Source organism: Microbacterium sufflavum, from assembly GCF_023091155.1.
Classification (GTDB): Bacteria; Actinomycetota; Actinomycetes; order Actinomycetales; family Microbacteriaceae; genus Microbacterium; species Microbacterium sufflavum.
Map to the genome: position 1 here is coordinate 87,937 of NZ_JAHWXK010000003.1, position 26,048 is coordinate 113,984.

The window sequence follows — 26,048 nt, forward strand, 5'->3', positions numbered from 1 at the left end:
TCAGCCGTCGATCACCGCCACCAGCTCGTCGAGGAACGCCTCGAACGTGGTGCCGCGCCGCACGATGCGCTGCACGCTGTCGCGCTCGCTGAACACCTCGACGAGCTGCTCGAACACGGTCTGGAAGGCCGCGCGGTCGCCCTCGCTGAACGCGGCGAGCGCGACGACCTGCACGCGGGCGTCGCCCCAGGCCGCGGACCCCTCGGCGACCCCGATCGCGATCGCGGTGCGGGTGGCCGTCATCTGCAGCGCGTGCGGCACGGCGAGCGCGTCGGTGAACGCCGTTGACGACAGGCGTTCGCGCACGATCGTGTTCTCCACGTAGTCGTCGCCGATCAGTCCGGCCGCCACCAGCCGCGCGCCGAGGAGCCGGATGATCTCCTCCTCCCCCGCATCGGGCAGCGGGAAGACGTAGGCGTCGGGCAGGAAGTAGCGCGCCAGCTCGGCCCGCAGCCGCGTGAGACGCCGGCCGCGGCGGACGCGGGCCGCAGCCTGCTGCACGCGGTCGACGTCGGCGTCGGTGAGGAACGGCTGGATGCGCACGAACCGCTCACCGGGTGAGCCGGGCTCGATCGTGCTGAGCACCAGGTCAGTGTCGAACGACGCCCAGTCGGGGTCGACGTTCGTGACGACGCTGGTGACCTCGATCGCGGAGCCGAGGGAGCGGTCGACGCTCGATCGCAGCAGCTCGTGCAGCTCGTAATAGCCGGGGCACACGATCGTCGCCGTGAGGATCGACTCGGCCTTGCGGCTGCGCTCGAGACGCCCGCCGACGTGCATCGCGATGTAGGCGATCTCGTCGTCGTGGACGGGGGTGCCGAGGCGGTCGTGCAGCCCGCTCGCGATCGACACCGCCACCTCGAAGATCATCGGATACGTGGTCTTGAGCGACCGCGTGAGCGGGTTGCGCGTGAGGGCGCTCTCCTCCGCCCGTCGCCGCAGGTTCTGCACGTGCAGCGCGAGCCGCAGCACGAACGTCTCGTCGACCAGGTCGACCTGGAAGTCGTCCGCGGCCCTGGCGATCTCGGCCCGCACGGCCGCGTCGACCTCCGGCGCCACTCCGCTGCGCGCGACCTCGCGGGTCTCGTCGCCGCCCGGCGCCACGATGCGTGTGAGCACGAGGGACGCGAGGTGGGCGCTGTCGCCCTCGCCGAGCATCACGCCGAAGTGCTCGGCGGCGAGACGCGCGATCACCGCGCCCACGCGAGGGATCTCGGGCCTGGCCCCGGTCGGCGGCGTGTCGAGTGACCGCCCGGCGGCCACCCGCTCCGCGGCGATCGCGATGTGCAGCAGCACGTCGGCGATCGCGAGCTCGTTGACGTAGTAGCCGAGCTGTCCGAGCTCCCCCACCAGGGCCGACTTGAAGGGCGCGACCGCCCGCGGATCGACCGCCGTGCCGGACAGCGCGCGGCGGAACACCTCCGGGTGGAAGGACGCGTCGTCCATCTCGTCGTGCGCGAGCCGGCTGAGCAGCCGCCGCTGGGCCGCCTCGTCGCCACGTAGCCGCACGATCTCGCGCGAGCGGTCGAGGGTGAGGTCGGTGCCGTCGAGCAGACCGCGCACGCGCACGAGGTCGGCCTCCAGGGTGGCCTCGCTCACGTGCAGCTCGTCGGCGGCGTCGAACACGTCGACGCCCTCCGGCGCGTCGAGCAGCATGCGCACGAGCGCGTGCAACCGGTCGCGGGGCGTGGCCTCGCGGCCCTGGCGCACCCGTTGCGCGCCCCGGGCGCCCGACCCCGCGCGATAGCCGGCGGGTCCCGACTCCACCACGGCCGCGCCGGGCGTGCGGGCGTTGAGGGCGGCGACGTACGACCGGATGCTCCGCGGGGTCACGCCGAGGAGGTCGGCCAGGCTCCCGGCGGTCGCCCAGCCCTCCTGCCGCAGCAGCAGCGCGAGGAGCTGATCCTGGCGCTGGCGCGACATGACTCCCCCTGCTCTGGCGTGCTGACCGCACTGTCTCGACGTGTCTCCATGATGTCAGCCCGACGGGCGGGGCGCGCGGAAACCGAGGTTCCGCAGGGGCGGAAAGGAACGTGTTGGCGCGACCCCGCTCCGCGTTCTCAGACTGTTCTCAGGAAAGGCGGCATCGATGAGGATCCTCGTGGTGTGCGGCGCTGGCGCGTCGAGCACGTTCGTCGCGCAGCGGTTGCGCAGGGCGGCGGAGTCCGTCGGCCTGGCCTGGGATGCGGCGGCCGGAACGGAGAGCTCCGTCGCCGCAGGGCGCCACGACCTCGTGCTCATCGGCCCGCACCTCGGCGACCGGCTCGCCGACATCCGCCGCGTCGCCGACGGCCCGGTGGCGCTGCTGCCCGACGACGTCTTCGCCGACCGCGACGGCAGCCGCACCCTCCGGCTCGCCCGCTCGATCCTCGCCGACGCCGGCGAGACACCGAAAGGAACACCATGACCGCCACTCGCACCGTCCGGATCGGCTCCTCGCACGGCCTGCACGCCCGCCCCGCGAAGATCTTCGCGCAGGCGGCCAAGGATTCCGGTCTCGCCGTGACCATCGCGAAGGACTCCGGCAAGCCGGTCAACGCCGCCAGCATCCTCGGCGTCATCGCGCTCGCGGTCGAGCACGGCGACTACGTCACGCTCACGGCCGAGGGCGACGGCGCGGAGGACGTGCTGGACACGCTCACCGAGCTGCTGACCACCGATCACGATCAGGACGCGGCCGGATGAGCGAGCTGCGCGGGGTGGGAATCGGCCTCGGCGTCGCCCAGGGACCGGTCGTCCGGATGACCGAGGCGCTGCCGGCGCCGGACGACTCGCCCAGCACCGCGGGCGCCGATGCCGAGCGCGCGCGAGCCCGCGAGGCCGTCGCCACGGTGGCGCGCGAGCTGACCGCGCGCGGCGAGGCCGCCGGAGGAGCGGCGCAGGAGGTGCTCGAGGCGCAGGCCATGATCGCCGAGGACCCGACGCTGCAGGACGAGGTGGATGCCCGCATCGACGGCGGCGCCACCGCGGAGTGGGCCGTGCACGACGCGTTCGCCGGGTTCCGCGCGACGCTGGAGGCCGTGGGCGGCTACCTCGGGGAGCGCGCCGCCGACCTCGACGACATCGCCCAGCGCGTGCTCGCCCGCCTGCGCGGGGTCGACGCCCCCGGCGTGCCGAACCCCGGGCACCCGTTCGTGCTGGTCGCGCGCGACCTCGCCCCGGCGGACACCGCGCTGCTCGACCTCGACCAGGTGCTCGCGCTGATCACCACGGACGGCGGCCCCACGTCGCACACCGCGATCCTCGCCCGCGAGAAGGGCATCGTCGCGATCGTCGGGGCGTCCGAGGGCACCGCCCTCACCACGGGCGAGACCGTGATCGTCGACGCCGCTGCCGGGGTCGTGACCCGCGAGCCCAGCACCGAGGCCCTGGCCCGTGCCGCCGAGCGCGCCGCGGCCCGACGCTCGGCCGTCGATGCACCAGCCACTCCCGGCGCCCTCGCCGACGGCACGCCCATCGCGCTGCTGGCGAACCTGGGGAAGCCCGCGGACGCCGCCGATGCGGTCGCTCGGGGGGCCGAGGGCGTCGGGCTGTTCCGCACCGAGTTCCTGTTCCTCTCTGCCTCCCAGGCCCCGACGGTGGCGCAGCAGCGCGAGTCGTACCGCGAGCTCCTGGCGGCGTTCCCCGGCCGGAAGGTCGTGGTGCGCATGCTCGACGCGGGCGCCGACAAGCCCCTGGCCTTCCTCAACGACGCGCACGAGGAGAACCCGGCCCTGGGGCTCCGCGGCCTCCGGGCGCTGCGGGCGAGCGAGGACATCCTGCGCGAGCAGCTCACGGCGCTCGCGGAAGCCGACGCCGAGACCGACGCCGACCTGTGGGTCATGGCGCCCATGGTCGCGACGGTCGAGGAGACCGTGTACTTCACGGGACTCGCACGCGAGTACGGGCTGAAGACCGCCGGGGTCATGGTCGAGGTCCCGTCCAGCGCCCTGCTGGCCGACCGGGTGCTCGCCCACGCGGACTTCGCCTCGATCGGCACCAACGACCTCACGCAGTACACGATGGCGGCCGACCGCCTGCTCGGCTCGGTCGCGTCGTTCCAGGACCCGTGGCACCCCGCGGTGCTCCGCCTGGTGCGCGAGGTCGGCGCGGCCGGCGCCCGTCTCGGCAAGCCCGTGGGCATCTGCGGGGAGGCCGCGGCCGACCCCCTCCTCGCCGTCGTGCTCGTGGGTCTCGGGGCGACCAGTCTCTCGATGGCGCCGTCCGCGTTGGCCGACGTGCGCCGCGCCCTCTCCGAACGCACCGCATCCGACGCGCTCAGCCTGGCGGAAGCCGCGCTGGACGCCGACGACGCCTCCTCCGCCCGAACCGCCGTGGCGACCCTCGCCGCGGCACTCCCCCCTCACCAGAAAGAGACGACATCATGACGACGACGTCACCTGCCGCCACGAGACCCGGCGGCCTCCGCCTGGGTGTCCAGCGCTTCGGCACCTTCCTCTCGGGCATGATCATGCCGAACATCGCGGCCTTCATCGCCTGGGGCTTCATCACGATGCTCTTCATCCCCGCCGGCTTCTTCGGCGCGGACAGCCCCTTCGGCTGGCACTGGGCCGGGGTCGCCGAGATCATCGGCGGCGGCGGCGACTCGGCCGTGATCGGCTGGCAGGGTGCCATGACCGCGGTGGCCGAGGGTGACGGCGGCAACATCCTGGCGTACGTCGGGCTGGTCGGCCCGATGGTCACCTACCTGCTGCCGCTGCTGATCGCCAACACCGCGGGCCGCCTGGTCTACGGCGAGCGCGGTGGCGTCGTGGCCACGATCGCCACGGTCGGCGTGATCGTCGGCACGAACATCCCGATGTTCCTCGGCGCCATGATCATGGGACCGATCGCCGCATGGCTCACGAAGCAGATGGATCGCCTGTGGGACGGCAAGATCCGCCCCGGGTTCGAGATGCTCGTGAACAACTTCTCGGCGGGCATCCTCGGCATGATCCTCGCGATCGTCGGCTTCTTCGCGTTCGGACCGGTCATGCTCGGCATCAGCACCGCGCTGGGCGCCGCCGTCGACTGGCTCGTGGGACTGAACCTGCTGCCGCTGGTGTCGATCATCGTCGAGCCCGCGAAGGTGCTGTTCCTCAACAACGCCATCAACCACGGCGTGTTCACCCCGCTCGGCATCGAGCAGGCGACCGAGACCGGCAAGTCGATCCTGTTCCTCATCGAGGCGAACCCCGGTCCGGGCATCGGCCTGCTGCTGGCGTTCAGCTTCTTCGGGGTCGGTGCCGCGCGGGCGTCCGCGCCCGGTGCCGCGATCATCCAGTTCTTCGGCGGCATCCACGAGATCTACTTCCCGTACGCGCTGAGCAAGCCGGCGACGATCCTCGCCCTGATCGCGGGTGGAGCGACCGGTGTCACCACGAACATGCTCCTCGGCGGAGGCCTGGCCTTCCCGGCGGCGCCCGGCAGCATCATCGCGGTGACCGCCGCGGCGATCGGCCCCGGCGTCGCGAACCTGCTCGTGGTCTACCTGTCCGTCATCCTCGCTGCCGCCGTCACGTTCCTGCTCACCGCCGTGATCCTGCGGGCCTCGCGCAAGCGCGACCTCGCGGCGGAGGGCGACACGTTCGGTGCGGCGATCGCGCAGACCGAGGCGAACAAGGGCAAGTCGTCCGCCGCGATGGACGCGCTGCGCACCTCGTCGGGCGCTGCGACAGCCACCGCCGCGACCGAGGCGCCCGCGACCGCGGTCGCCGACCGGCCGATCTCCACGATCGTGTTCGCGTGCGACGCCGGCATGGGCTCCTCGGCGATGGGCGCCAGCGTGCTCCGCAACAAGATCAAGAAGGCCGGGATCGAGGGCGTCACCGTGACCAACGCCGCGATCGCCAACCTCGACGGCACGGCTGACCTGGTGATCACGCAGCAGCAGCTCACGGAGCGGGCGCAGACGAAGTCGCCGAACTCCATCCACGTCTCCGTCGACAACTTCATGAACTCGCCGAAGTACGAAGAGGTCGTCGAGATGGTCAGGGAACAGCGAAAGGACGAAGAATGAGCGTGCTCACCCTCGAGCAGATCCGGATCCACCCGTCGGGTGCGACGCGGGACGACGCCCTCCAGGAGGCGACGGACATCCTCGTCGCCGCCGGAGCGGTCACCCCCGCCTACGTCGACGCGATGCGGCAGCGCGAGCAGACCGTGTCGACCTACATGGGCAACGGGCTCGCGATCCCGCACGGCACCAACGACGCGAAGGACGCCATCCTCGCCTCGGCCCTCTCGGTCGTGCGCTACGACGGCGGCGTCGACTGGGACGGCGAGCAGGCGACCTTCGTGATCGGCATCGCCGGTGTCGGTGACGAGCACCTGGAGATCCTGTCGCGCATCGCGATCCTTTTCTCGGACGAGGACGACGTCGCGAAGCTCGCCGCGGCGCAGACCCCGGAGGAGCTCTACACGCTCCTGTCGGAGGTGAACGAGGCATGAAGGCGGTCCACTTCGGGGCCGGCAACATCGGGCGCGGATTCGTCGGCCTGCTGCTGCACGAGGGCGGGTACGAGGTCGTGTTCTCGGATGTCGCCGGGGCTCTCGTCGACGCCATCAACGCGGTCGACGAGTACACCGTGCACGAGGCCGGCCCCGGGGGGACCGATCACGTCGTCACCGGGTTCCGCGCGGTGAACAGCCGCACGGACCCCGATGCCGTCGCGGAGGAGGTGGCGACCGCGGACGTCGTCACCACGGCCGTGGGACCGACGGTGCTGCGCTTCGTGGCGCCGTCGATCGTCGCGGGGCTCGCGCTCCGCTCCCCCTCGGCCGCGCCGCTGCAGGTCATGGCGTGCGAGAACGCGATCGGCGCCACCGACCAGCTGCGCGCCGAGGTCGCCGCGGCCGCCGGGGCAGACGCCGAGGCCCTGCTGTCGCGCGCGGTGTTCGCGAACACCGCGGTGGACCGCATCGTGCCCGCGCAGCCCGAGGGCGCGGGCGTCGACGTCACGGTGGAGCCGTACGTGGAGTGGGCCATCGAGTCGGGGCCGTTCGGGGACGCGCCGCCGCACATCCCGGGGGCGCACTTCGTCGCGGACCTCGCGCCGTACATCGAGCGCAAGCTGTTCACGGTGAACACGGGACACGCCGCGACCGCGTACTTCGGCGCTCGCGCGGGCATCGAGCGCATCTCGGACGCGCTGGCCGACCCCGACATCGCCGCCCGGGTGTCCGCGGCACTGCAGGAGACATCGGCCGTGCTCGCGGCGGTGCACGGTCTCGATCCGGCCGAGCTCGCCGCGTACCGCGCCACGATCCTCGACCGGTTCCGCAACCCGGAACTGGTCGACACGGTGCAGCGCGTTGGGCGGCAGCCGCTGCGTAAGATCTCCCGCCACGAGCGTTTCATCGGCCCCGCCGCGATGGCCGCGGAGCGCGGGCTGCCGACCGGGGCCCTGGTGGCCGCCGTCGCCGCCGCTCTCGAGTTCGACGACCCCGCGGATGAGCAGTCCGTCGAGCTCCAGGCGCTCCTGCGCAGCGAGGACGCCGGAGCGTTCACGACCCGCGCCACCGGACTCGACCCCGAACACCCGCTGTACGACGCGGTGCGCGAGGCCGTCGCCGCCCGGCAGGCCGTCCTGCGCGACACCTGATCCCGCCGCGGCGACCGTCCACGACGCGCCCCCGCGCACCGCTACGATCGGTGCGCGGGGGCGTTTTTTCGAGCACAGCGACGTGCGGGGAGCGGGATGAACAGATACGCCGTGATCGGCGCGGGGCCGTCGGGCCTGGCAGCAGCCAGAGCGCTGCAGAAGCGCGGCATCGCCGTGGACGGGTACGAGGCGTCGCACGGCGTCGGCGGCCTGTGGGACATCGACAACCCGCGCAGCACCATGTACGAGTCCGCGCACCTGATCTCCTCGCGCACCACGACCGAGTTCGCGGAGTTCCCGATGCGGACCACCGCGGACTACCCGGGGCACCGCGTGCTCAAGGAGTACTTCACCGACTACGCCGAGCACTTCGGCCTGACAGGGCTGTTCCGCTTCGACACGGCCGTGACCAGGCTCGAACCCCGCGACGGCGGCTGGGACCTCACCGCCACGGGACCGGACGGCGAGCACACCCGGTGGTACGCGGGCGTGGTGCTCGCGAACGGCACGCTCGCCACGCCGAACGTCCCCTCGTTCCGCGGTGCGTTCACGGGCGAGCTGCAGCACACCAGCGCGTACCGGTCGCCGCAGCAGCTCGCGGGGAAGCGCGTTCTGCTGATCGGCGCGGGCAACTCGGGGTGCGACATCGCCGTCGACGCCGTGCACCATGCGGCGTCGGTCGACATGAGCGTGCGCCGCGGCTACTACTTCGTGCCGCGCTACCTGTTCGGGCGTCCCAGCGACACGCTCAACCAGGGCCGACCGCTGCCCGCCCGGCTCAAGCAGGCGATCGACACCCGCGTGCTGCGGGCGTTCACGGGCGATCCGGTACGGTTCGGCTTCCCCCGGCCCGACTACCGGCTGTACGAGTCGCACCCGATCGTGAACACGCTCGTCCTGAACCACCTCGGCCAGGGCGACCTGCGCATCCGACCCGACATCGACCGCTTCGACGGCTCCACGGTGCACTTCCGCGACGGGAGCGCGGACGACTACGACCTGGTCCTGCTCGCCACCGGCTACCGCCTCGACTACCCGTTCGTCGATCCGGAGCACCTGCACTGGCGCGGGGCGGCCCCGAGGCTGTTCCTGAACGTGTTCCCCTCCTCCTTCAACGGGCTGTTCGTGATGGGCATGATCGAGGCGTCGGGGATCGGGTGGCAGGGGCGCTACGAGCAGGCCGAGCTCCTCGCCTCCTACCTGCACGCGGTGGAGACGGCTCCCGAGCGCGGCGCGCGATTCCGCGAGCGGGTGACCGGGGCCCCGTGGCCGGACGTGACCGGCGGCTACCACTACCTCGGCCTCGACCGGATGGCCTATTACGTGAACAAGGACGCCTATCGCCGCGCGGTCCGGCAGGAGCGGCAGTCGCTGGAGGCCGGGGCGTGAACGTCGACGACGTGGTGCTCTCCTTCACCCCCGGCACGCTCACGATCCTCAACGTGGTGCTCGGCCTGATCATGTTCGGCATCGCGCTGGACACGTCACCGCAGGACTTCCGCGTCGTGGCGAAGCACCCGAAGCCGTTCGCGATCGCGATCCTCGCCCAGCTCCTGCTGCTCCCCGTCGCGACGTTCCTGCTCACGCTGGTGCTGCCCGTCCCGCCGTCGATGGCGTTGGGGATGCTGCTGGTCGCGTGCTGTCCGCCCGGCAACATCTCGCAGGTGCTCACGCATCGCGCGGGCGGCAACGTCGCGCTGTCCGTGTCGCTCACGGCGGTCGGCAACCTGGTCTACATCGTCGCGATGCCGCTGAGCATCACGTTCTGGGGGTCGCTGCACCCGACCGCACGCACGCTGCTGCGCGACATCTCGCTCGACCCGTGGCGGATGCTGCTCGAGATCCTGCTGATCGTCGGTCTCCCGTTCGCCCTCGGGCTGCTGCTGCGGGCGAAGCTGCCGGGGGTGAGCGCGCGCGTGCAGCCCTTCGTGAAGTGGTTCAGCCTGCTCGCACTGCTGGGCTTCATCGTGGCCGCCCTGATCGGCAACTGGACGGTGTTCGTGCAGGTGCTCGGCATCATCCTCCTGGTGGTCGCCGTGCACGATGCGGTCGCGCTGGCCCTCGGTTACGGCACGGCCGTGGTCGGCGGACTGGGCACCCGCGAGCGCAAGGCCATGACCTTCGAGGTGGGCATCCGCAACGCCGGGCTCGGCCTGGGCCTGGTCTTCCTGTTCTTCGACGGGCTGGGCGGCATGGCCATCGTGGCGGGCTGGTGGGGCATCTGGGACATCATCGCCGGACTCGTGCTCGCCGGACTGTGGGCGCGGCACACCCGACGGCGGACCGGAAGCCCCCACGGCGATGCGAGTGGTCGCATGAGCATCGAGGCGGCCTGATGCGGCGGGTGCTGATCACGGGCGGTGCGGGTTTCCTCGGCACGCACGTCGCGAGCGCCCTCGCGCGCCGTGACGACGTGGAGCTGGTCGTGGCCGCGGATGTGCGGGATGCCCCCGCGCGGGACGGCGTCGTGAACGCGCTGCTCGACGTGACCGATGCCGCAGCCGTCGCGCCCCTGCTGCGCGCCCACCGGATCGACACCGTGGTGCACCTCGCCGCGATCGTGAACCCGGGTCGCGACGTCGACCGGGAGTACCGGGTCGATGTGATCGGCTCCGCGAATGTGCTCGCCGCGTGCGTCGAGACCGGCGTCCGCCGGATCGTCGTGTCGAGCTCGGGCGCCGCGTACGGCTACCACCCCGACGCTCCCGCCTGGATCGACGAGAGCACGCCTCTGCGCGGCAACGACGCGTTCCCGTACGCGCGCCACAAACGGCTGGTCGAGGAGATGCTGTCCGACTGCCGGAGCGAGCACCCCGGACTCGAGCAGGTCGTGTTCCGCATCGGGACGATCCTCGGTCCGACCGTGCGGAATCAGATCACCGCGCTCTGGGACGGGCGGCGCATCCTGCGCATCGCGGGCTCCGACTCCCCCTTCGTGTTCGTCTGGGTCGACGACGTTGCGACCGCGATGGTGCGGGCGGCGACGGACGGACCGGCCGGGGTGTTCAACGTTGCCGGAGACGGGCGTCTCACGGTGCCGCAGATCGCCGCGCGGCTCGGCAAGCGACAGCTCGTGGTCCCGGCGTGGGCACTGGACGCGGCGCTCCGCCTGGGACGGATGCTCCGGCTCACCGAGCACGGGCCGGAGAAGGTGCCGTTCCTGCGCTGGCGGCCCGTGCTGTCCAACCGCCGACTCATCGAGGATTTCGGCTTCACGCCCACGCGCACCTCGGCGGAGGCGTTCGAGGAGTACCTGGCCACGCACCCCTCCGTCTCCCGCCGACGGGAGTAGCGTTGCCTCCGTGCAGAAGAAGCCCCGCCGCCGCATCCTGAGACGTGTCCTGTGGGCTCTGGCCATCGTGCTGGTCCTCGCGATCGGCGGTGTGCTCGCCTACACCCAGATCGGGGTCATGCCGGCCGAACCGGGTCCGCTCGCCGAGGTCCGTGACAATTCGGCGATCACCGTGACCGACGCCGACGAAGGCATCGTGCTGGAACCCGCCGACGGCGACTCGGAACGGGGCCTGGTGTTCATCCCGGGCGCCAAGGTCGATCCGTGGGCCTATGCGGCCCCGCTCCAGGGCCTCGCCGAGGAGGGCATCACGGTCGTGATCACCCGGCCGTGGTTGAACCTCGCGTTCTTCGACCCCCGCGGCCTGGACGACTTCACGTCCGCGGCGCCCGATGTCGAGTCTTGGGCCGTCGGCGGCCACTCCCTGGGCGGCGTCCGCGCCTGCCAGCTCGCCACCGCAGCCGATGCCCTGGTGCTGTTCGCGTCGTACTGCGCGAACGACCTGTCCGATTCCGAGCTCCCGGTGCTCAGCGTGGCCGGGAGCGAGGACGGCCTGTCCACCCCGGAGAAGATCGCCGATGCGCGGCCGATGCTCCCGGCCGACGCCGAACTCGTCGAGATCGACGGCGCCTCTCATGCCTCGTTCGGCGATTACGGGCCACAGGCGGGCGACGGCGAGCCGACCCTGTCCGAGGAGGAGATGCGCGCGCAGCTCACCGACATCGTGGGCGGGTTCCTGCTGTCGGTCCCCCGCTGACCGGCACCTCTCAGCCGAGGACGGGGTCGAGCAGCGGGTGCAGGTGCCGGGTGCCGAGCACGAGCGACGCCGTCCGCGCCCCGGCCTCCAGCGCGGCGGCGAGCCCGGCTCCGCTCAGTCGGGCGTCCAGCACGCCGGCGAGGAACGCGTCGCCTGCGCCGTTGGTGTCGACGACCGTGGTGGGCACCGCACGCACGCGCACCGCGGTCCCGTCCGCATCGATCGCCACCGCGCCGTCCGCGCCGAGCGTGCACACCGCGAGCTGGGCGCCCGCGTCGACCGTGGCCCGCAGGAACTCCACCGGAGAGTCCAGGCGGTCGGCGTTGCAGAACACGGCATGCGCGGCGGCGAGGAACGGCCGGTGGAACGCGGCCGTGCCGTCGTAGTCGTGCACGTCCACCCAGAGCGGCGTGCCGCTCCGCCGTGCCAGCGGGAGCAGGCGCAACGGTTCAGCGGCCAGGTCAAGCACGACCGCGTCCGCCACCGCCAGCTCTGCCGCCAGGGCCGCATCGTCGCGCCCGTCGCCCGCCTCCGGCGTCGCCAGGTACAGCGACACGCGCTCCCCCGCCCTCGTCATGAGGTTCAGGTGGCGCTCCGTCACGCCGTCCGACCAGTGCACGGGCACTCCGGCCGCGGCCAGGGCGTCGCGCACCCGCCGGCCGTCATCGTCCAACCCCGCGATCGCGTGCAGTGCCACCGCGCGCCCGAGCCCGGTCAGGCTCAGCGCCTTGCCCGCACTCGTGCCGCCGACCGTCTCCCAGCTGTCCTCGGCGAACTGCATGTGCGGTTCCGGCTCCGGCAGCCGGTCGAGCACGACGATCCTGTTCCAGGCGGCGGGACCGACGATGACGACCGCGCCCACGCGTCAGCCGATCCGCGACACCAGGGCGTCGAGCCCCATGCCGTAGTCGATGCGCACCACGGGAAGCGCGAGCTTGTCCGTACCGATCTGCACGTACCCGGGCTCGATCGTCCGCGCCATCTCGAAGCCGGCCTGCGCCACGCCCTGCTTCGCCGTGTCGTTGTAGTGTCCGAAGGGGTAGGCCATGACCTCGCGGACGCCCAGCACATCGCCCGAGGCGTTGAGGTCGGCGGCGATCTGATCGGCCGTCCAGTTCACCATCCGCCCCTTGCCGTTCTCCCCCGCCTGGTGCATGTCGTTGGTGTGCGAGCGCCGCAGCACGTAGATCGACGGGGGCGGATCGGTCCGGTAGGCCGTGATCATGAACGAGGTCGACAGCAGGCGGTACTTGTCGATCACGGGCACGGCGAGGTCGAACCAGCTCTGGTCGGCGTCGTCGTCCGTGATGATGACCGAGCGCGCGGGCAGGAACAGCCGGCCGTCGATGAACGCGCTGAGCTCATCCCACGTCGGCAGGTAGAAGCCCGTGGTGGCGATGTGGTTCATCTGCGCGTCGAAGTCGCCGATGTAGGCGTAGTTCCCGCGCAGCCAGCCTGTCTCCCCGTCCGGGTTCGATGTGAACTGGTGGTACATGAGGATCGGCACGCGCGTACCCTCCGCCGCGTTCTCCTCCGGGGTCTTCCAGGCCGCGAACAGCTCGATCCGCTGGTCGTCGCACACCACGGGGTGGGCGCCGTTGACGCGGGCCTCCGGAGTGAAGGCCGCCGCGTCTGCCGCCGTCGGGTACCACCCGGCGAACACCTTCCCCGCCACGGCCGGGATCGGCAGCGCGACGTACAGGCCGTTCTGCCACTGCAGCTGCGGATCCGCCGGGGCGCCCTCGCCGGCGAAGCTCACGGCACACGCCAGCGGGTTGTCGGCGTCGGCCAGCAGCTGCTCGACCGCGGTCAGCGGCGTCGGCGACGGCGACGGCTCGGGGCGCGGCGACTCCGTCCGCGCCGGTGCCGCCTCGGCCGCCCCCCGGTTCAGCAGCAGGTATGCCGCCGCGCCACCCCCGACCACCAGCACGGCGGCGAGCGAGATGATCAGTGCGACGCGCCCCCGTCGCTTCCCCCCGGAAGCCACGGTCAGGCGTCGAATCCCTCGGCGATCATCTCCACGAGCTCCTCGCGTTCCTCGACGGGGAGGAACGCGGCGGCCGCGGCGTTGAACTGGAAGGTCTCGAGGTCGTCGAGGTCGTAGTCGAACGTCTCCACCAGCAGCGCCAGCTCCCGCGTGAGCGAGGTCGCGCTCATGGTGCGGTTGTCCACGTTCACGGTGACGGCGAAGCCCAGCTGGTAGAGCAGGTCGAACGGGTGGTCGGCCAGCACGTTGCCCCAGGTCGCGACGGCCCCGGTCTGCAGGTTCGACGACGGCGACAGCTCGAGCGGGATCTCGCGGTCGCGCACCCAGCGGGCGAGCTCGCCGAAGCGCACCTGCACCTCGTCGCCCTCCTGCGTGACGACCTCCAGGTCCTCCGCGATGCGCACACCGTGGCCCAGCCGCAGCGCGCGCCCGTCGAGCAGCGCCGAACGGATCGATGCGAGTCCGGCGGCCTCTCCCGCGTGAACGGTCACGGGGAAGAAGTTCTCGGCGAGGAAGTCGAACGCGGCGCGGTGGTTCGACGGCGGGAAGCCGTCCTCCGGCCCGGCGATGTCGAAGCCCACGGCACCGCGGCCGCGGAAGTCGACCGCGAGCTCCGCGATCTCCCTGGCGCGGTCGGTGTGCCGCATGGCGGTGATCAGCTGGCCGATGCGGATGCTGCGACCGTTGCGGTCGGCGGCGTCCTCGCCCTCCTCGATGCCCTGCTGCACGGCCTCCACGGCCTGTTCCAGCGTGAGCCCCGCGGCCTGGTGCTGCTCGGGCGCCCAGCGCACCTCTCCGTAGATCACGCCGTCGGCCGCGAGATCCTGCACGAACTCGCGCGCGACCCGGGTGAGCCCTTCGCGCGTCTGCATGACGGCCGTCGTGAGGTCGAACGTCTTCAGGTATTCGACCAGCGAGCCGGAGTCGCTCTGCTTCGCGAACCAGGTGCCCAGCGCGCGCGGGTCGTTCTCCGGCACGTCGAGCCCGATGGCGTCCGCGAGTTCGATGATCGTCGCCGGCCGCACGGCCCCGTCGAGGTGGTCGTGCAACGACACCTTGGGCAGGCTCCGCAGGGAGACGCCGTTCAGGCTGGCATCGCCGTTCGCATCGATCGACATGGGGATCCTCTCGGTCGCGGGACTTCGGTTTCAGGCTACCGTCCGCGGCCTCAGGCCGTGATGCGCTCGCGGACGATCGGCCCGGCCTCCGGGGCCCGGTCGCCGAGCTCCCACGCCCCCTCCAGCGCCTCGATCGCGCGGGGGAACCGTGCCTCGTCGGCCGCGGACAGGGTGAACAGCGGCTGCCCGGCGGTCACGCGGTCGCCCGGCTTGGCGTGCAGGTCGATGCCGGCCTCGTGGATGACCGGATCCTCGGCCCTGGCCCGCCCGGCACCGAGGCGCCACGCGGCGATCCCGAAGGGCAGCGCGTCCATGCGCGTCACGACACCGTCGGACGCGGCGGTCACGACGTGCGTCTCCCTCGCGACCGGGAGCGCGGCGTCGGGGTCGCCGTCCTGCGCGCGGATCATGGCCTTCCAGCTGTCCATCGCGCGGCCGTCGTCGAGAGCGGCCTCCACGTCGGCGTCGGGCTGCCCGGCGAGGGCGAGCATCTCCCTGGCGAGGGCGACGGTCAGTGCCCGCACGTCGTCCGGGCCTCCGCCCGCCAGGATCTCGACGGACTCGCGCACCTCGTTGGCGTTGCCGATCGCGCGGCCCAGCGGCACGTTCATGTCCGTGAGCAGCGCGGTCGTGGCGACGCCGGAGTCGGTGCCGAGTGCGACCATCGTGCGTGCGAGCTCCCGCGCGCGGTCGATGTCCTGCATGAAGGCGCCGGAGCCGAACTTCACGTCGAGCACGAGCGCGTCGGTGCCCTCGGCGATCTTCTTCGACATGATGCTCGACGCGATCAGCGGGATCGCCTCGACCGTCCCCGTCACGTCGCGCAGCGCGTACAGCTTCTTGTCGGCGGGGGCGAGGCCGGAACCCGCGGCGCAGATCACCGCCCCCACGTCGCCCCGCATCTGGGCGAACATCTCCTCGTTGCTGAGCGCGGCGCGCCAGCCGGGGATCGCCTCGAGCTTGTCGAGCGTGCCCCCGGTGTGACCGAGGCCGCGTCCGCTGAGCTGCGGAACGGCCACGCCGAACGAGGCCACCAGCGGTGCGAGCGGCAGGGTGATCTTGTCGCCGACACCACCCGTGGAGTGCTTGTCGACCGTGGGCTTGCCGAGGGTCGCGAAGCTCATCCGCTCGCCGGAGGCGATCATGGCGTCGGTCAGCACGCGGATCTCGTCGCGCTCCATGCCCCGCTGGAACACCGCCATCGCGAACGAGGCCATCTGCGCGTCCGAGACGTAGCCGCGCGTGTACGCGTCGACCATCCAGCGCAGCGCCGGCTCCGGCACCGCCCCGCCGTCGCGCTTGGCGCGGATCACATCCACGGCGTCGAACGGCTCAACGGTCATCGTGCGTCCTCCAGGTCGCGCGGCCCGAACGCATCGGGCAGCACCTCGTCGATCGTGCGGATGCCGGAGACGGTCTCCAGCAGCATGCCGGGCACGGCGTGTTCGTACAGCAGCTGGCGGCACCGGCCGCACGGCATGATCGTGTCGCCGTCGTTGTTGACGCACACGAACGCCACGAGCTGCCCACCGCCCGACATGTGCAGGTCGCCGACGAGCGCGCACTCCGCACACAGCGTGACGCCGTACGAGGCGTTCTCCACGTTGCAGCCCGCGACGATGCGTCCGTCGCTGACGAGGGCGGCCGCTCCCACGCGGTAGCGGGAGTACGGCGCGTACGCCTTCGTCATCGCGTCGGCGGCGACCTGGCGCAGCTCGTCCCAGTCGATGTCGGTCATGACGGTCGTTCCTTCTTCCTGCGTCCTACGACTTGATGTACGGCTTGCCGTCGGCGGCAGGCGCCTTGATCTGCCCGGCGAACCCGGCGACCGCGAGCAGCGTCACCACGTACGGCAGCATCAGCATGAACTCGCCAGGGATCGGCGTCTTCAGGATCGACAGCAGGTTCTGCAGGTTCGTCGCGAAGCCGAACAGCAGTGCCGCCAGCGTCGCCCTGATCGGGTCCCAGCGGCCGAAGATCACCGCGGCGAGGGCGATGAAGCCGAGTCCCGCCGTCATGTCCTTGCCGAACTGCGGCACCGAGACGAGCGTGAAGTACGCACCGCCCATGCCCGCGATCGCACCGGCCAGCAGCACGTTCCAGAACCGCGTCGGGTTGACCTTGATGCCCACCGTGTCGGCGGCCTGCGGGTGCTCACCGACGGCGCGGAGCCGCAGCCCCCAGCGGGTGCGGTACAGCCCCCACGCGACGACGGCGACCGTGAGGAACATCAGGTAGCCGATGAACGTCTGGTTGAACAGCACGGGACCGATGATCGGGATGTCGCTGAGCAGCGGGATCTCGATCCGCGTGAACCGCACCGGCGTGTTCAGCTCGGCCTCGTTGGGTGCCAGGAGCGCGCCGTACAGGAACCCGGTGAGACCGGTGACGAGCACGTTCAGCACGACACCGACGATGACCTGCTCGACGAGGTACTTGATCGCGAACGCGGCGAGGACGCTGGCGACCAGCACGCCGCCGACCATCGCGCCGATCAGACCCACGAACGGGTTGCCGGTGATGCTCGACAGCAGGGCGGCCGAGAACGCGCCGAGCAGCAGCTGCCCCTCGATGGCGACGTTGACCACACCGGCGCGCTCGCCGATCACGCCGCCGAGGGCACCGAACACCAGCGGGACCGACAGCGACACCGCGCCGAACAGCAGGCTCGTGACGGGGACGAGGCCGCCCGCGGACGCCCACACCAGGAACCCGAACACCGCGAACACACCGTAGGCAGCGACCAGCCAGAGCGAGGTCGGACGATACACCCATGCCCGCAGGAACGAGGCGACCGTGATCACGACCAGCACGGCGAACACGAACCAGAAGGTCGACGAGGTGGGCAGGGCCACGTCGGGCAGTGCGAACGCCGACGACTGGTCGGAGAGCCGGAAGGTGCTGGTGCCGCTACGGGGTACCGCGAGGAACAGCAGCGCGAGCAGCACGGTCAGCACGGCGAGCACGATGGGCGCCTTGAGGTGGCGCTCCTTCACGGTCGCGAGCTGGACGGTGCCGTCTGCGGCCTCGGTCTGTGCGAGCGACATCATGCCGTCACCGCCTTCTTCGCGGCCTTGGCTCTCGCCTTGGCGGCCTTCTCCGCGTCGGACTTGGGCAGGAAGAACACGGTGCGCAGCAGCGGCGGCGCGGCGATGAACAGCACCACGAGCGACTGCACGACCAGCACGATGTCGACCGGGATGTCCTGCGCCTGCATCGAGAACGATCCGGCCTTGAGCGCGCCGAACAGGATGCCGGCGGCGAACGTGCCCCACGCGCGGCTGCGGCCGAGGAGGGCGACGGTGATCGCGTCGAAGCCGATGCCCGCGTCGATGGTCTCGGTGACGCCGGTGGTCACGGCGCCCTGCAGCTGGTTCATGCCCGCGAGTCCGGCGAGGCCTCCCGCGAAGAGCATCGCGTAGACGTAGATGCGCTGCACGCTGATGCCGGCGGCGCGGGCGGCGTGCGGGTTCTCGCCCACGGCGCGCATGCGCAGGCCGAGGGAGGAGCGCTCGAGGAGCCACCAGACGAACAGCGTCGCGATGATCACGATCACGAAGCCCACGTCCAGCAGCGGGAACTGCGGGCCGAGCAGCGTCGGGAACTGCGCCGACTCGGGTGTCGGCGAGCCGAGCGCCTGGTTCGTGCCCGGCTTCTGCAGCAGGCCGGGCGTCCGGATCATCCACAGCAGCAGGTAGTACGCGATGTAGTTGAGCATGATCGTGAGGATCACCTCGTGCGCACCCGTGCGGGCCTTGATGAGACCGGCGATCGCACCCCACAGCGCCCCGCCCGCGATGCCGGCGAGGAGCGTGACGGGCAGGTGCAGCCACAGCGGCAGGTCGAGGGAGAAGGTCAGCAGCGCCGCGACCGCGACACCGATGAGCATCTGGCCGCGCGCACCGATGTTGAACAGACCGACGCGGAACGCGAGCGCCACGCCGAGACCGGCCGCGATGAGCGGCGCGGCGAAACCGAGCGTGTTCGTCAGCGGACGGATCTGCGCGGCGAAGTCGGCTCCGCGGGCGTTGAAGATCGCGCCGCGGAAGAGCGCCTCGTAGCCGTTGTAGACGGCGTTCCAGGCCGCCGCCAACGTGTCGGTCGGACGGGCGAAGAAGTACCCGGACGCCTCCTGCACGTCTTCGTTCGTGAAGGCGATGAGGATGCCGCCCACGATGAGCGCGAGCACGATCGCCAGGATCGTGGTGACGGCGCTCCCCCGCAGGATCTCCTTCAGGACGACGTTCGCGCGGGGAGGCGGCGGGACGTCGGAGGGGTCGCGCGGCACAGTGCCGGTGCTCGTGGCGAGCTGTTCGGGTGGGAGCCCCTTGGTCGCGTCCCCTGCGCCTGGTGTCGCTCCGCTCACGCGGCCACCTCTCCTTCGGCCGCACCGGCCATCATGAGTCCGAGTGTCTCCCGGGGCGTGTCACCCGGGACGATGCCGACGATCGTGCCGCGGTACATGACCGCGATCCGGTCCGCGAGAGCTGCGACCTCGTCCAGCTCCGTGGAGACCACGACGACGGGGATCCCGGCGTCGCGCGTCTCGATGATCCGCTTGTGGATGAACTCGATCGAGCCGACGTCGACGCCGCGAGTGGGCTGCGCCGCCACGAGCAGGCGCAGGTCGCGGCTCATCTCCCGGGCGATGACCACCTTCTGCTGGTTTCCACCCGACAGCGTGCCCGCCGGGGTGTGGGGCCCCTGCGCGCGGATGTCGTACTCCTTGATGCGCTCGCGCGCGAACTCCTCGAGCACGGCGCGCTTGAGCGTGCCGGCGCGACTGAACGCCGGGTCGTCCGAGCGGTCGAGCACCAGGTTCTCGGCGACCGAGAACCCGCCGACCAGGCCGTCCTCCGTGCGGTCCTCCGGGACGAACCCGACTCCCGCGTCGAGGATGGCGCGCACGCTCTTGCCGACCAGCTCCTTGCCGTCGAGCACGATGCTGCCCTCGACGCGCGCCGCGAGACCGACGATGGCCTCCACGAGCTCGGTCTGGCCGTTGCCCTGCACGCCGGCGATCGCGAGCACCTCGCCCGGTCGCACGGTGAAGTCGACGCCGTCCACGACGATCGCGCCCCCCGTGGTGAGCACCCGCAGTCCGGACACCGCCAGCCCGCCCTCGCCGAGTCGCGGCGCCTCCTTGTGCACCGTCAGCTCGACCGCGCGGCCGACCATGAGCGAGGCGAGCTCCGCGTTCGACGCAGTCGGCGACGCCTCCCCCACGATCCGGCCGAGGCGGACGATCGTGATGGTGTCGGCGACCTCCCGCACCTCGCGGAGCTTGTGCGTGATGAACACGATCGCGGTGCCCTCGTCGCGCAGCTGCCGCATGATGCCCATGAGCTCATCGGTCTCCTGGGGGGTCAGCACCGCGGTGGGCTCGTCGAACACGAGCACCTTCGCGTCGCGCGAGAGCGCCTTGATGATCTCGACCCGCTGCTGCACGCCGACGGGCAGGTCGCCCACGATCGCGTCGGGGTCGATGTCGAAGCCGAAGCGCGCGGCGACGTCCCGCACGTGCTGGCGGGCCTTCGCGATGTCGAGGGTGCCGAGCGCCTTGGTCTGCTCGTGGCCGAGCATCACGTTCTCGGCGACCGTGAACACCGGTACGAGCATGAAGTGCTGGTGCACCATGCCGATCCCCGCAGCCATCGCGTCACCCGGGCCGCGGAAGTGCTGCACCTCGTCGTCGAGGAGGATCTCTCCCTCATCGGCCTGGTACAGGCCGTAGAGGACGTTCATGAGGGTGGACTTTCCCGCGCCGTTCTCCCCGAGGAGGGCGTGGATCTGCCCCGGTTCGACCACCAGATCGATGTGGTCGTTGGCCACGAGGCTGCCGAATCGCTTGGTGATGCCGCGAAGTTCGAGCTTCATATCTGCACCTTATCCAGAAGTGTCATTCAGGAGAATCGTCGTCCGTCCACGGCACGGGGCGAGTGGCAGCCTGCTCACCACTCGCCCCGTGTCGGACCGTTTCAGATCACGGCGAGTTCTTCGACTCCACCGTGATGTCGCCGGAGATGATCTGCTCCTGCAGCGTCTTCAGCTCGTCCATCAGGCCCTCGGGCAGCTGGGACTCGAAGTCGCCGAAGCCGGACAGCTTGACGCCCTCGTTCTCGAGCGTCCCGACGTAGGGCTCCGGGTCGAAGTCGCCCTTGGCGGCCGCGATCGTCGCGTCGTGCACAGCCACGTCGATGGCCTTCATGATCGACACGAGCGTCATGCCCGCAACACTCGGGTCGGCAACCGCGAGGTCGCTGTCCACGCCGAGCATCAGGGTGTCCTTGCCGCTGTCGGTGATGGCCGCCGCGGCGCTCTGGTAGACGGGGCCACCGACCGGGAGGATCACGTCGACACCCTGGTCGAGCACGCCCTGAGCGGTCTGCTTGGCGGTGTCGTTCGCGTCGAAGCCACCCGTGAAGGAGCCCTCCTGCGTCGCCGCATCCCATCCGAAGACCTGGACCGAAGCCGACTTGTCCTCGTTGTACTTCTCGACCCCGAGCTGGTAGCCGTCCATGAACACGGCGACCGACGGGATCTGCATGCCGCCGAAGGTGCCGACCTTGTTCACACCGCTCTGCGCCGACCACGCCGCGGCCGCGTAGCCGCCGAGGTAGGCGGCCTGAGCCGTGTCGAACACGAGGGGCTTGATGTTGGGCGCGTCGACCTCGCCGTCGAAGTCGTTGTCGGCCCAGTCATCGATGATCGCGTAGTCGATCTCGGGGTTCGCGAGCGCCGACTCGACCGTGGCGGCCGACAGCTTGAAGCCGACCGAGACGATGAGCGAGCAGCCCTCGGACACCGCGGTCTCGAGGTTCGGCGCGTAGTCGTTGTCGTTCGCCGACTCGAACTCGAGCGGCTTGATGTCGAGCTCCTCGGCGGCGCTGTCCATGCCCTCCTTGGCCGACTGGTTGAACGACTTGTCGTTCCAGCCGCCCGCGTCGGAGATCAGGCAGGGCAGGAAGTCGGAGTCGGCCGGCTTGTCCGATCCCCCGGCCTCGTCGGTCGGTGCCTGGCCGCAACCGGCGAGCGCGAAGATGACGCCCGCGGCGACGGTCGCGCCGAGAAGCTTCTTGGTGGTGGAGATGGTCAACTCATGCCTCCCTCAACGGAACCGCGACCATCGCGGATCGATCAAAGTTACCTAGTGTTTCAGCCTTCGTGCACGCACGTCGCCCCTGGCGCTGGCGAAAGGTTACAAAGCTGAAATCAACCCACCCGATGAGCACCGATCACTGCTCATCAGAGCACGTCGCCCTGTCCGTTCAGCTTCAGCGACTCCACGACGCCCTTCACGCGCTGCGCGTTCTCCACCGTCGTGACGAGAAGCGCGTCGGGGGTGTCGACCACGACGATGTCCTTGACGCCGACGAGGCTGATGACGCGGGAGGTCTGGCTGACGAGGATGCCGCTGGCGGCATCCGTGAGCACCCGCGCCCGCGGCCCGAGAACGGCGAGGTCGTTCTTCCTGCCGTTGGTGATGAGCTTGGTGAGCGACGCGAAGTCGCCGACATCGTCCCAGTCGAAGTGCCCGGGGACGACGGCGAGGCGACCACGACGCGCGGCGGGCTCGGCGACCGCATAGTCGATCGCCGTCTTCTTGAGGCGCGGCCAGATGCGGTCGACGACCGGGCCCCGTCGCTCGCGATCGTCCCACGCCTCGGCCAGTTCGAGCAGCCCGGCGTGCAGCTCCGGCTCGTTCGCGGCGAGCTCGTCGAGCAGGACGCTCGCCTTGGCGATGAACATGCCCGCGTTCCACAGGTAGCCCCGGTCGGCGAGGTACGCCTTGGCCGTCTCCAGGTCGGGCTTCTCCACGAAGCTCTCGACGAGCGCGGCCTCACGGGCACGCTCGACGACGAGCTCGGAGCCCTTCTTGATGTATCCGAAGCCGACCGCGGGCTCCGTGGGGGCGATGCCGATCGTGCAGATGTACCCCTCGCGAGCGACCTCGACCGCGTCTCGCACCGCGAACTCGAACACGCGCGTGCCGCGGATGACGTGATCGGCGCTGAACGAGCCGATGATCACATCGGGGTCGCGCCGGTGCAGCACGGCGGCGGCCAGTCCGATCGCCGCGGCGGACTCGCGCGGCTCCGACTCCAGGAACACGTTCAGATCGGCGATGCCGGGCAGCTCGGCCTCCACCGCCGCCCGGTGCGCCCGTCCCGTGACCACCGCGATCCGATCGGGTCCGGCGAGAGGCTCGAGGCGGTCCCACGTGTCGCGCAGCAGCGAGTGGCCGGAGCCGGTCAGGTCGTGCAGGAACTTCGGCGCATCCGCCCGGGAGAGCGGCCACAGCCTGCTGCCGATGCCTCCGGCCGGGATCACCGCGTAGAAGTCCTCGATGGGTTCGCTCACCCGGCCAGCGTACCCAGCCGGCCCGCTCGGTCCCCGTGAGCCGCTCCGCGGCGACGCGGTCCCGACCGGATCCGGGCGGCGCACGCTGGTTAGGGTCCCCTTCGTCGCCCACGGCCTTCTCACAGGAATAGGATGGAGGGCGATCGGGCGTGCCTGCCCCTCCCCAGCACTTCGAGGGGTCGAGACGGCGCACGCGACCGAGTCACATCGATCCAGGGAGGACGACCGTGTCCACAAGCGCTCGCTTGACACCGTCGATTTCGGAAACCACGTCCAAGACCCCCCGCGGCACCCTCTACCGGGGTCGCGAAGGCATGTGGTCGTGGGTGCTTCACCGCATCACCGGAGTCGCCATCTTCTTCTTCCTGTTGGTGCACGTGCTCGACACGGCGCTCATCAGGGTGTCGCCGGAGGCGTACGACGCGGTCATCGGCACGTACAAGAACCCGGTCATGGCGCTCGGCGAGGTCGTGCTCGTGGCCGGCATCGTGTTCCACGCCATGAACGGTCTGCGCATCATCGCCGTGGACTTCTGGTCGAAGGGCGCCAAGTACCAGCGCCAGCTCTTCTGGGGCGTTCTGCTCGTCTGGGGCATCATCATGGCCGGCTTCGTGCCCCGCCACCTGATGCTCGCATTCGCCGGCTTCGGAGGAGGACACTGATGAGCGCTCAGACCGCCGTCGCCCCCGCCCGCCGTCAGCGCGGGGTGAACCTGGAGAAGTGGGGCTGGGTCTTCATGCGCGTGTCGGGCGTCGTGCTCGTCGTGCTGATCTTCGGCCACCTCTTCGTCAACCTCATGCTCGGCGAGGGCATCCACGCCCTCGACTTCGCGTTCATCGCCGGCAAGTTCGCCACGCCGTTCTGGCAGTGGTGGGACGTGCTGATGCTGTGGCTCGCGCTCATCCACGGCGCCAACGGCATGCGCACGATCGTGAACGACTACGTGACCAACGCCACCGCCCGCAAGGCACTCGTGTGGGCACTCGGGCTGGCCGCCGGCCTGCTCATCATCCTCGGCACGCTGGTCGTCTTCACGTTCGACCCCTGCCTGGGTGTGACCGAGTCCAGCACGCTGTGGGAGACCTGCCAGGCGCAGGGCTAGAAGAAGAGGCATACGAGAAGTGACTACCCAGACCCAGGATTCCGTCGTCCGTGACGGCGTGCACTACCACCAGTTCGACATCGTCATCGTGGGCGCCGGCGGCGCCGGGATGCGGGCGGCCATCGAGGCGGGCCCCGGCGCGAAGACGGCCGTGATCTCGAAGCTGTACCCGACGCGCTCGCACACCGGTGCCGCGCAGGGCGGCATGGCGGCGGCGCTCGCGAACGTCGAGGAGGACTCCTGGGAGTGGCACACCTTCGACACGGTCAAGGGCGGCGACTACCTCGTCGACCAGGACGCGGCGGAGATCCTCGCGAAGGAAGCCATCGACGCGGTCATCGACCTCGAGAACATGGGCCTTCCCTTCAACCGCACGCCCGAGGGCAAGATCGACCAGCGTCGCTTCGGCGGTCACACGGCCGAGCACGGCAAGACCCCGGTCCGCCGCGCCTGCTACGCCGCCGACCGCACCGGTCACATGATCCTGCAGACGCTGTTCCAGAACTGCGTCAAGCTCGGCATCAACTTCTTCAACGAGTTCTATGTGCTCGACCTCATCACCGTGAAGGACGAGGCGGGCAAGACCCAGATCGCCGGCGTCGTCGCCTACGACCTCGCCACGGGTGAGCTTCACGTCTTCCAGTCCAAGGCCGTCATCTTCGCGACCGGCGGCTTCGGGAAGATCTTCAAGACCACGTCGAATGCGCACACTCTCACGGGCGACGGCGTCGGCATCGTCTGGCGCAAGGGCCTCCCGCTGGAGGACCTCGAGTTCTTCCAGTTCCACCCGACCGGACTCGCCGGACTCGGCATCCTCCTCACCGAGGGTGCCCGCGGTGAGGGCGCGATCCTCCGCAACGCCTCGGGCGAACGGTTCATGGAGCGATACGCCCCCACCATCAAGGACCTCGCGCCGCGTGACATCGTCGCGCGCTGCATGGTGCAGGAGGTCGCGGAGGGCCGCGGCGCCGGACCGCACAAGGACTACGTGCTGCTCGACTGCACGCACCTGGGCGCCGAGGTGCTCGAGACCAAGCTCCCCGACATCACCGAGTTCGCGCGCACGTACCTGGGCGTCGACCCGGTCGTGGAGCCCGTCCCCGTGATGCCGACCGCGCACTACGCCATGGGCGGCATCCCCACCAACAACAACGGCGAGGTGCTGGCCGACAACGACACCGTGGTGCCCGGCCTGTACGCCGCCGGCGAGTGCGCGTGCGTCTCGGTGCACGGCGCCAACCGCCTCGGCACCAACTCGCTGCTCGACATCAACGTCTTCGGCAAGCGAAGCGGCCGCAACGCCGTGGAGTACGTCAAGACCGCCGAGTTCGTTCCGCTCCCCGAGAACCCCGCCGCGTTCGTCTCCGGCATGCTCGAGGACCTGCGCAACAACCAGGGCACCGAGCGCATCGCCGTGCTGCGCAAGACGCTGCAGGACGAGATGGACAAGGGCGCGCAGGTGTTCCGCACGCACGAGTCGCTGCAGCACGTGCTGGGCGTGATCGCCGAGCTGCGCGAGCGCTACAAGAACGTGCACGTCGACGACAAGGGCCACCGGTTCAACACCGACCTGCTCGAGGCCGTGGAGCTGGGCTTCCTGCTCGACATCGCCGAGGTCGTCGTCTACGCGGCGCAGAACCGCGAGGAGAGCCGCGGCGGTCACATGCGCGACGACTTCCCGAAGCGCGACGACGAGAACTACATGAAGCACACCATGGCCTACCTGACGGGCGACCCGCACTCGTCGGACCCCAGCGACCACATCAAGCTCGACTGGAAGCCCGTCGTGTTCACCAAGAACGACAAGGGCGAGTTGAACTACCCGCCGATGGAGAGGAAGTACTGACC

At 70.6% G+C, this 26,048-nt stretch carries 24 protein-coding genes; 13 read left to right on the forward strand and 11 right to left on the reverse strand.

Going from position 1 to position 26,048, the window contains the following annotated elements; genetic code table 11:
* Positions 1 to 1,923 (reverse strand): BglG family transcription antiterminator, encoded by a 1,923-nt coding sequence (locus tag KZC56_RS16550; protein WP_206253138.1) that lies wholly within the window; start codon positions 1,921 to 1,923, stop codon positions 1 to 3.
* Positions 1,924 to 2,089: 166 nt separating this feature from the next.
* Here KZC56_RS16550 and KZC56_RS16555 point away from each other — a divergent pair, with 166 nt between their 5' ends.
* From KZC56_RS16555 to KZC56_RS16600, 10 genes are all read left to right on the forward strand, one after another.
* Positions 2,090 to 2,407 carry a PTS sugar transporter subunit IIB gene (locus KZC56_RS16555; RefSeq protein WP_247639042.1) on the forward strand — a complete coding sequence of 106 codons (318 nt, stop codon included), beginning with the start codon at positions 2,090 to 2,092 and terminating at the stop codon, positions 2,405 to 2,407.
* A complete protein-coding gene (locus KZC56_RS16560; protein ID WP_136030342.1) occupies positions 2,404 to 2,685 on the forward strand; it encodes an HPr family phosphocarrier protein in 282 nt (93 codons plus the stop codon). Before KZC56_RS16555 ends, KZC56_RS16560 begins: the two co-directional genes overlap by 4 nt.
* Positions 2,682 to 4,367 carry a phosphoenolpyruvate--protein phosphotransferase gene (gene ptsP, locus KZC56_RS16565; RefSeq protein ID WP_247639043.1) on the forward strand — a complete coding sequence of 562 codons (1,686 nt, stop codon included), beginning with the start codon at positions 2,682 to 2,684 and terminating at the stop codon, positions 4,365 to 4,367. Before KZC56_RS16560 ends, ptsP begins: the two co-directional genes overlap by 4 nt.
* Entirely contained in the window at positions 4,364 to 5,998 is a 1,635-nt protein-coding gene (locus tag KZC56_RS16570) for a PTS mannitol transporter subunit IIBC (protein ID WP_136030346.1), read from the forward strand. Before ptsP ends, KZC56_RS16570 begins: the two co-directional genes overlap by 4 nt.
* Positions 5,995 to 6,429 (forward strand): PTS mannitol transporter subunit IIA, encoded by a 435-nt coding sequence (locus tag KZC56_RS16575; RefSeq protein WP_136030348.1) that lies wholly within the window; start codon positions 5,995 to 5,997, stop codon positions 6,427 to 6,429. The genes KZC56_RS16570 and KZC56_RS16575 overlap by 4 nt, the downstream gene beginning before the upstream one ends.
* On the forward strand, positions 6,426 to 7,583 hold the full coding sequence (locus KZC56_RS16580; protein WP_136035780.1) for a mannitol-1-phosphate 5-dehydrogenase: 1,158 nt from the start codon (positions 6,426 to 6,428) through the stop codon (positions 7,581 to 7,583). The genes KZC56_RS16575 and KZC56_RS16580 overlap by 4 nt, the downstream gene beginning before the upstream one ends.
* Before the next feature lie 96 nt (positions 7,584 to 7,679).
* On the forward strand, positions 7,680 to 8,972 hold the full coding sequence (locus KZC56_RS16585) for a flavin-containing monooxygenase (RefSeq protein ID WP_136035781.1): 1,293 nt from the start codon (positions 7,680 to 7,682) through the stop codon (positions 8,970 to 8,972).
* Positions 8,969 to 9,919: a bile acid:sodium symporter family protein gene (locus KZC56_RS16590; RefSeq protein WP_247639044.1), complete on the forward strand. Its 951-nt coding sequence runs from the start codon at positions 8,969 to 8,971 to the stop codon at positions 9,917 to 9,919. Before KZC56_RS16585 ends, KZC56_RS16590 begins: the two co-directional genes overlap by 4 nt.
* Positions 9,919 to 10,875 (forward strand): SDR family oxidoreductase, encoded by a 957-nt coding sequence (locus KZC56_RS16595; RefSeq protein WP_206253122.1) that lies wholly within the window; start codon positions 9,919 to 9,921, stop codon positions 10,873 to 10,875. Before KZC56_RS16590 ends, KZC56_RS16595 begins: the two co-directional genes overlap by 1 nt.
* Positions 10,876 to 10,885: 10 nt before the next feature.
* Positions 10,886 to 11,632, forward strand: a complete 747-nt coding sequence (locus KZC56_RS16600) for an alpha/beta hydrolase (RefSeq protein ID WP_247639045.1) — start codon at positions 10,886 to 10,888, stop codon at positions 11,630 to 11,632.
* A 10-nt stretch (positions 11,633 to 11,642) separates the two neighbouring features.
* Here the strand turns inward: KZC56_RS16600 and KZC56_RS16605 are convergent, their stop codons facing one another.
* The 10 genes from KZC56_RS16605 to KZC56_RS16650 all read right to left on the reverse strand — a co-directional run bounded on the left by KZC56_RS16605 (position 11,643) and on the right by KZC56_RS16650 (position 23,098).
* Positions 11,643 to 12,494 carry a carbohydrate kinase family protein gene (locus tag KZC56_RS16605; protein ID WP_247639046.1) on the reverse strand — a complete coding sequence of 284 codons (852 nt, stop codon included), beginning with the start codon at positions 12,492 to 12,494 and terminating at the stop codon, positions 11,643 to 11,645.
* Between the two features lie 3 nt (positions 12,495 to 12,497).
* On the reverse strand, positions 12,498 to 13,619 hold the full coding sequence (locus KZC56_RS16610) for a polysaccharide deacetylase family protein (RefSeq protein WP_247639047.1): 1,122 nt from the start codon (positions 13,617 to 13,619) through the stop codon (positions 12,498 to 12,500).
* A 2-nt stretch (positions 13,620 to 13,621) separates the two neighbouring features.
* Positions 13,622 to 14,737, reverse strand: a complete 1,116-nt coding sequence (locus KZC56_RS16615) for an adenosine deaminase (RefSeq protein ID WP_247639048.1) — start codon at positions 14,735 to 14,737, stop codon at positions 13,622 to 13,624.
* A gap of 50 nt (positions 14,738 to 14,787) precedes the next feature.
* Positions 14,788 to 16,080: a thymidine phosphorylase gene (locus tag KZC56_RS16620; protein ID WP_136030364.1), complete on the reverse strand. Its 1,293-nt coding sequence runs from the start codon at positions 16,078 to 16,080 to the stop codon at positions 14,788 to 14,790.
* Positions 16,077 to 16,535, reverse strand: coding sequence for a cytidine deaminase (locus KZC56_RS16625; RefSeq protein WP_281733603.1), 459 nt, complete (start codon positions 16,533 to 16,535; stop codon positions 16,077 to 16,079). Before KZC56_RS16625 ends, KZC56_RS16620 begins: the two co-directional genes overlap by 4 nt.
* Positions 16,501 to 17,787: an ABC transporter permease gene (locus KZC56_RS16630; RefSeq protein ID WP_136036306.1), complete on the reverse strand. Its 1,287-nt coding sequence runs from the start codon at positions 17,785 to 17,787 to the stop codon at positions 16,501 to 16,503. The genes KZC56_RS16625 and KZC56_RS16630 overlap by 35 nt, the downstream gene beginning before the upstream one ends.
* Positions 17,784 to 19,103 (reverse strand): ABC transporter permease, encoded by a 1,320-nt coding sequence (locus KZC56_RS16635; RefSeq protein WP_136030370.1) that lies wholly within the window; start codon positions 19,101 to 19,103, stop codon positions 17,784 to 17,786. Before KZC56_RS16635 ends, KZC56_RS16630 begins: the two co-directional genes overlap by 4 nt.
* Entirely contained in the window at positions 19,100 to 20,614 is a 1,515-nt protein-coding gene (locus KZC56_RS16640; protein WP_247639049.1) for an ABC transporter ATP-binding protein, read from the reverse strand. The genes KZC56_RS16635 and KZC56_RS16640 overlap by 4 nt, the downstream gene beginning before the upstream one ends.
* Before the next feature lie 106 nt (positions 20,615 to 20,720).
* Positions 20,721 to 21,833: a BMP family lipoprotein gene (locus KZC56_RS16645; RefSeq protein ID WP_136030376.1), complete on the reverse strand. Its 1,113-nt coding sequence runs from the start codon at positions 21,831 to 21,833 to the stop codon at positions 20,721 to 20,723.
* 149 nt (positions 21,834 to 21,982) lie between these two features.
* Positions 21,983 to 23,098, reverse strand: coding sequence for a mannose-1-phosphate guanylyltransferase (locus tag KZC56_RS16650; protein WP_136030378.1), 1,116 nt, complete (start codon positions 23,096 to 23,098; stop codon positions 21,983 to 21,985).
* A gap of 227 nt (positions 23,099 to 23,325) precedes the next feature.
* On the opposite strand from KZC56_RS16650, the gene sdhC reads away from it, so the two are divergent.
* Genes sdhC through sdhA form a run of 3 tightly spaced genes read left to right on the forward strand, consistent with a single transcriptional unit; the run spans position 23,326 to position 26,046 of the window.
* Positions 23,326 to 23,760, forward strand: coding sequence for a succinate dehydrogenase, cytochrome b556 subunit (gene sdhC, locus KZC56_RS16655; protein WP_136030381.1), 435 nt, complete (start codon positions 23,326 to 23,328; stop codon positions 23,758 to 23,760).
* Positions 23,760 to 24,200 (forward strand): succinate dehydrogenase hydrophobic membrane anchor subunit, encoded by a 441-nt coding sequence (locus KZC56_RS16660; RefSeq protein WP_136030382.1) that lies wholly within the window; start codon positions 23,760 to 23,762, stop codon positions 24,198 to 24,200. Before sdhC ends, KZC56_RS16660 begins: the two co-directional genes overlap by 1 nt.
* A 19-nt stretch (positions 24,201 to 24,219) precedes the next feature.
* A complete protein-coding gene (sdhA, locus tag KZC56_RS16665; RefSeq protein ID WP_136030384.1) occupies positions 24,220 to 26,046 on the forward strand; it encodes a succinate dehydrogenase flavoprotein subunit in 1,827 nt (608 codons plus the stop codon).
* The last annotated feature ends 2 nt before the right edge of the window (positions 26,047 to 26,048 follow it).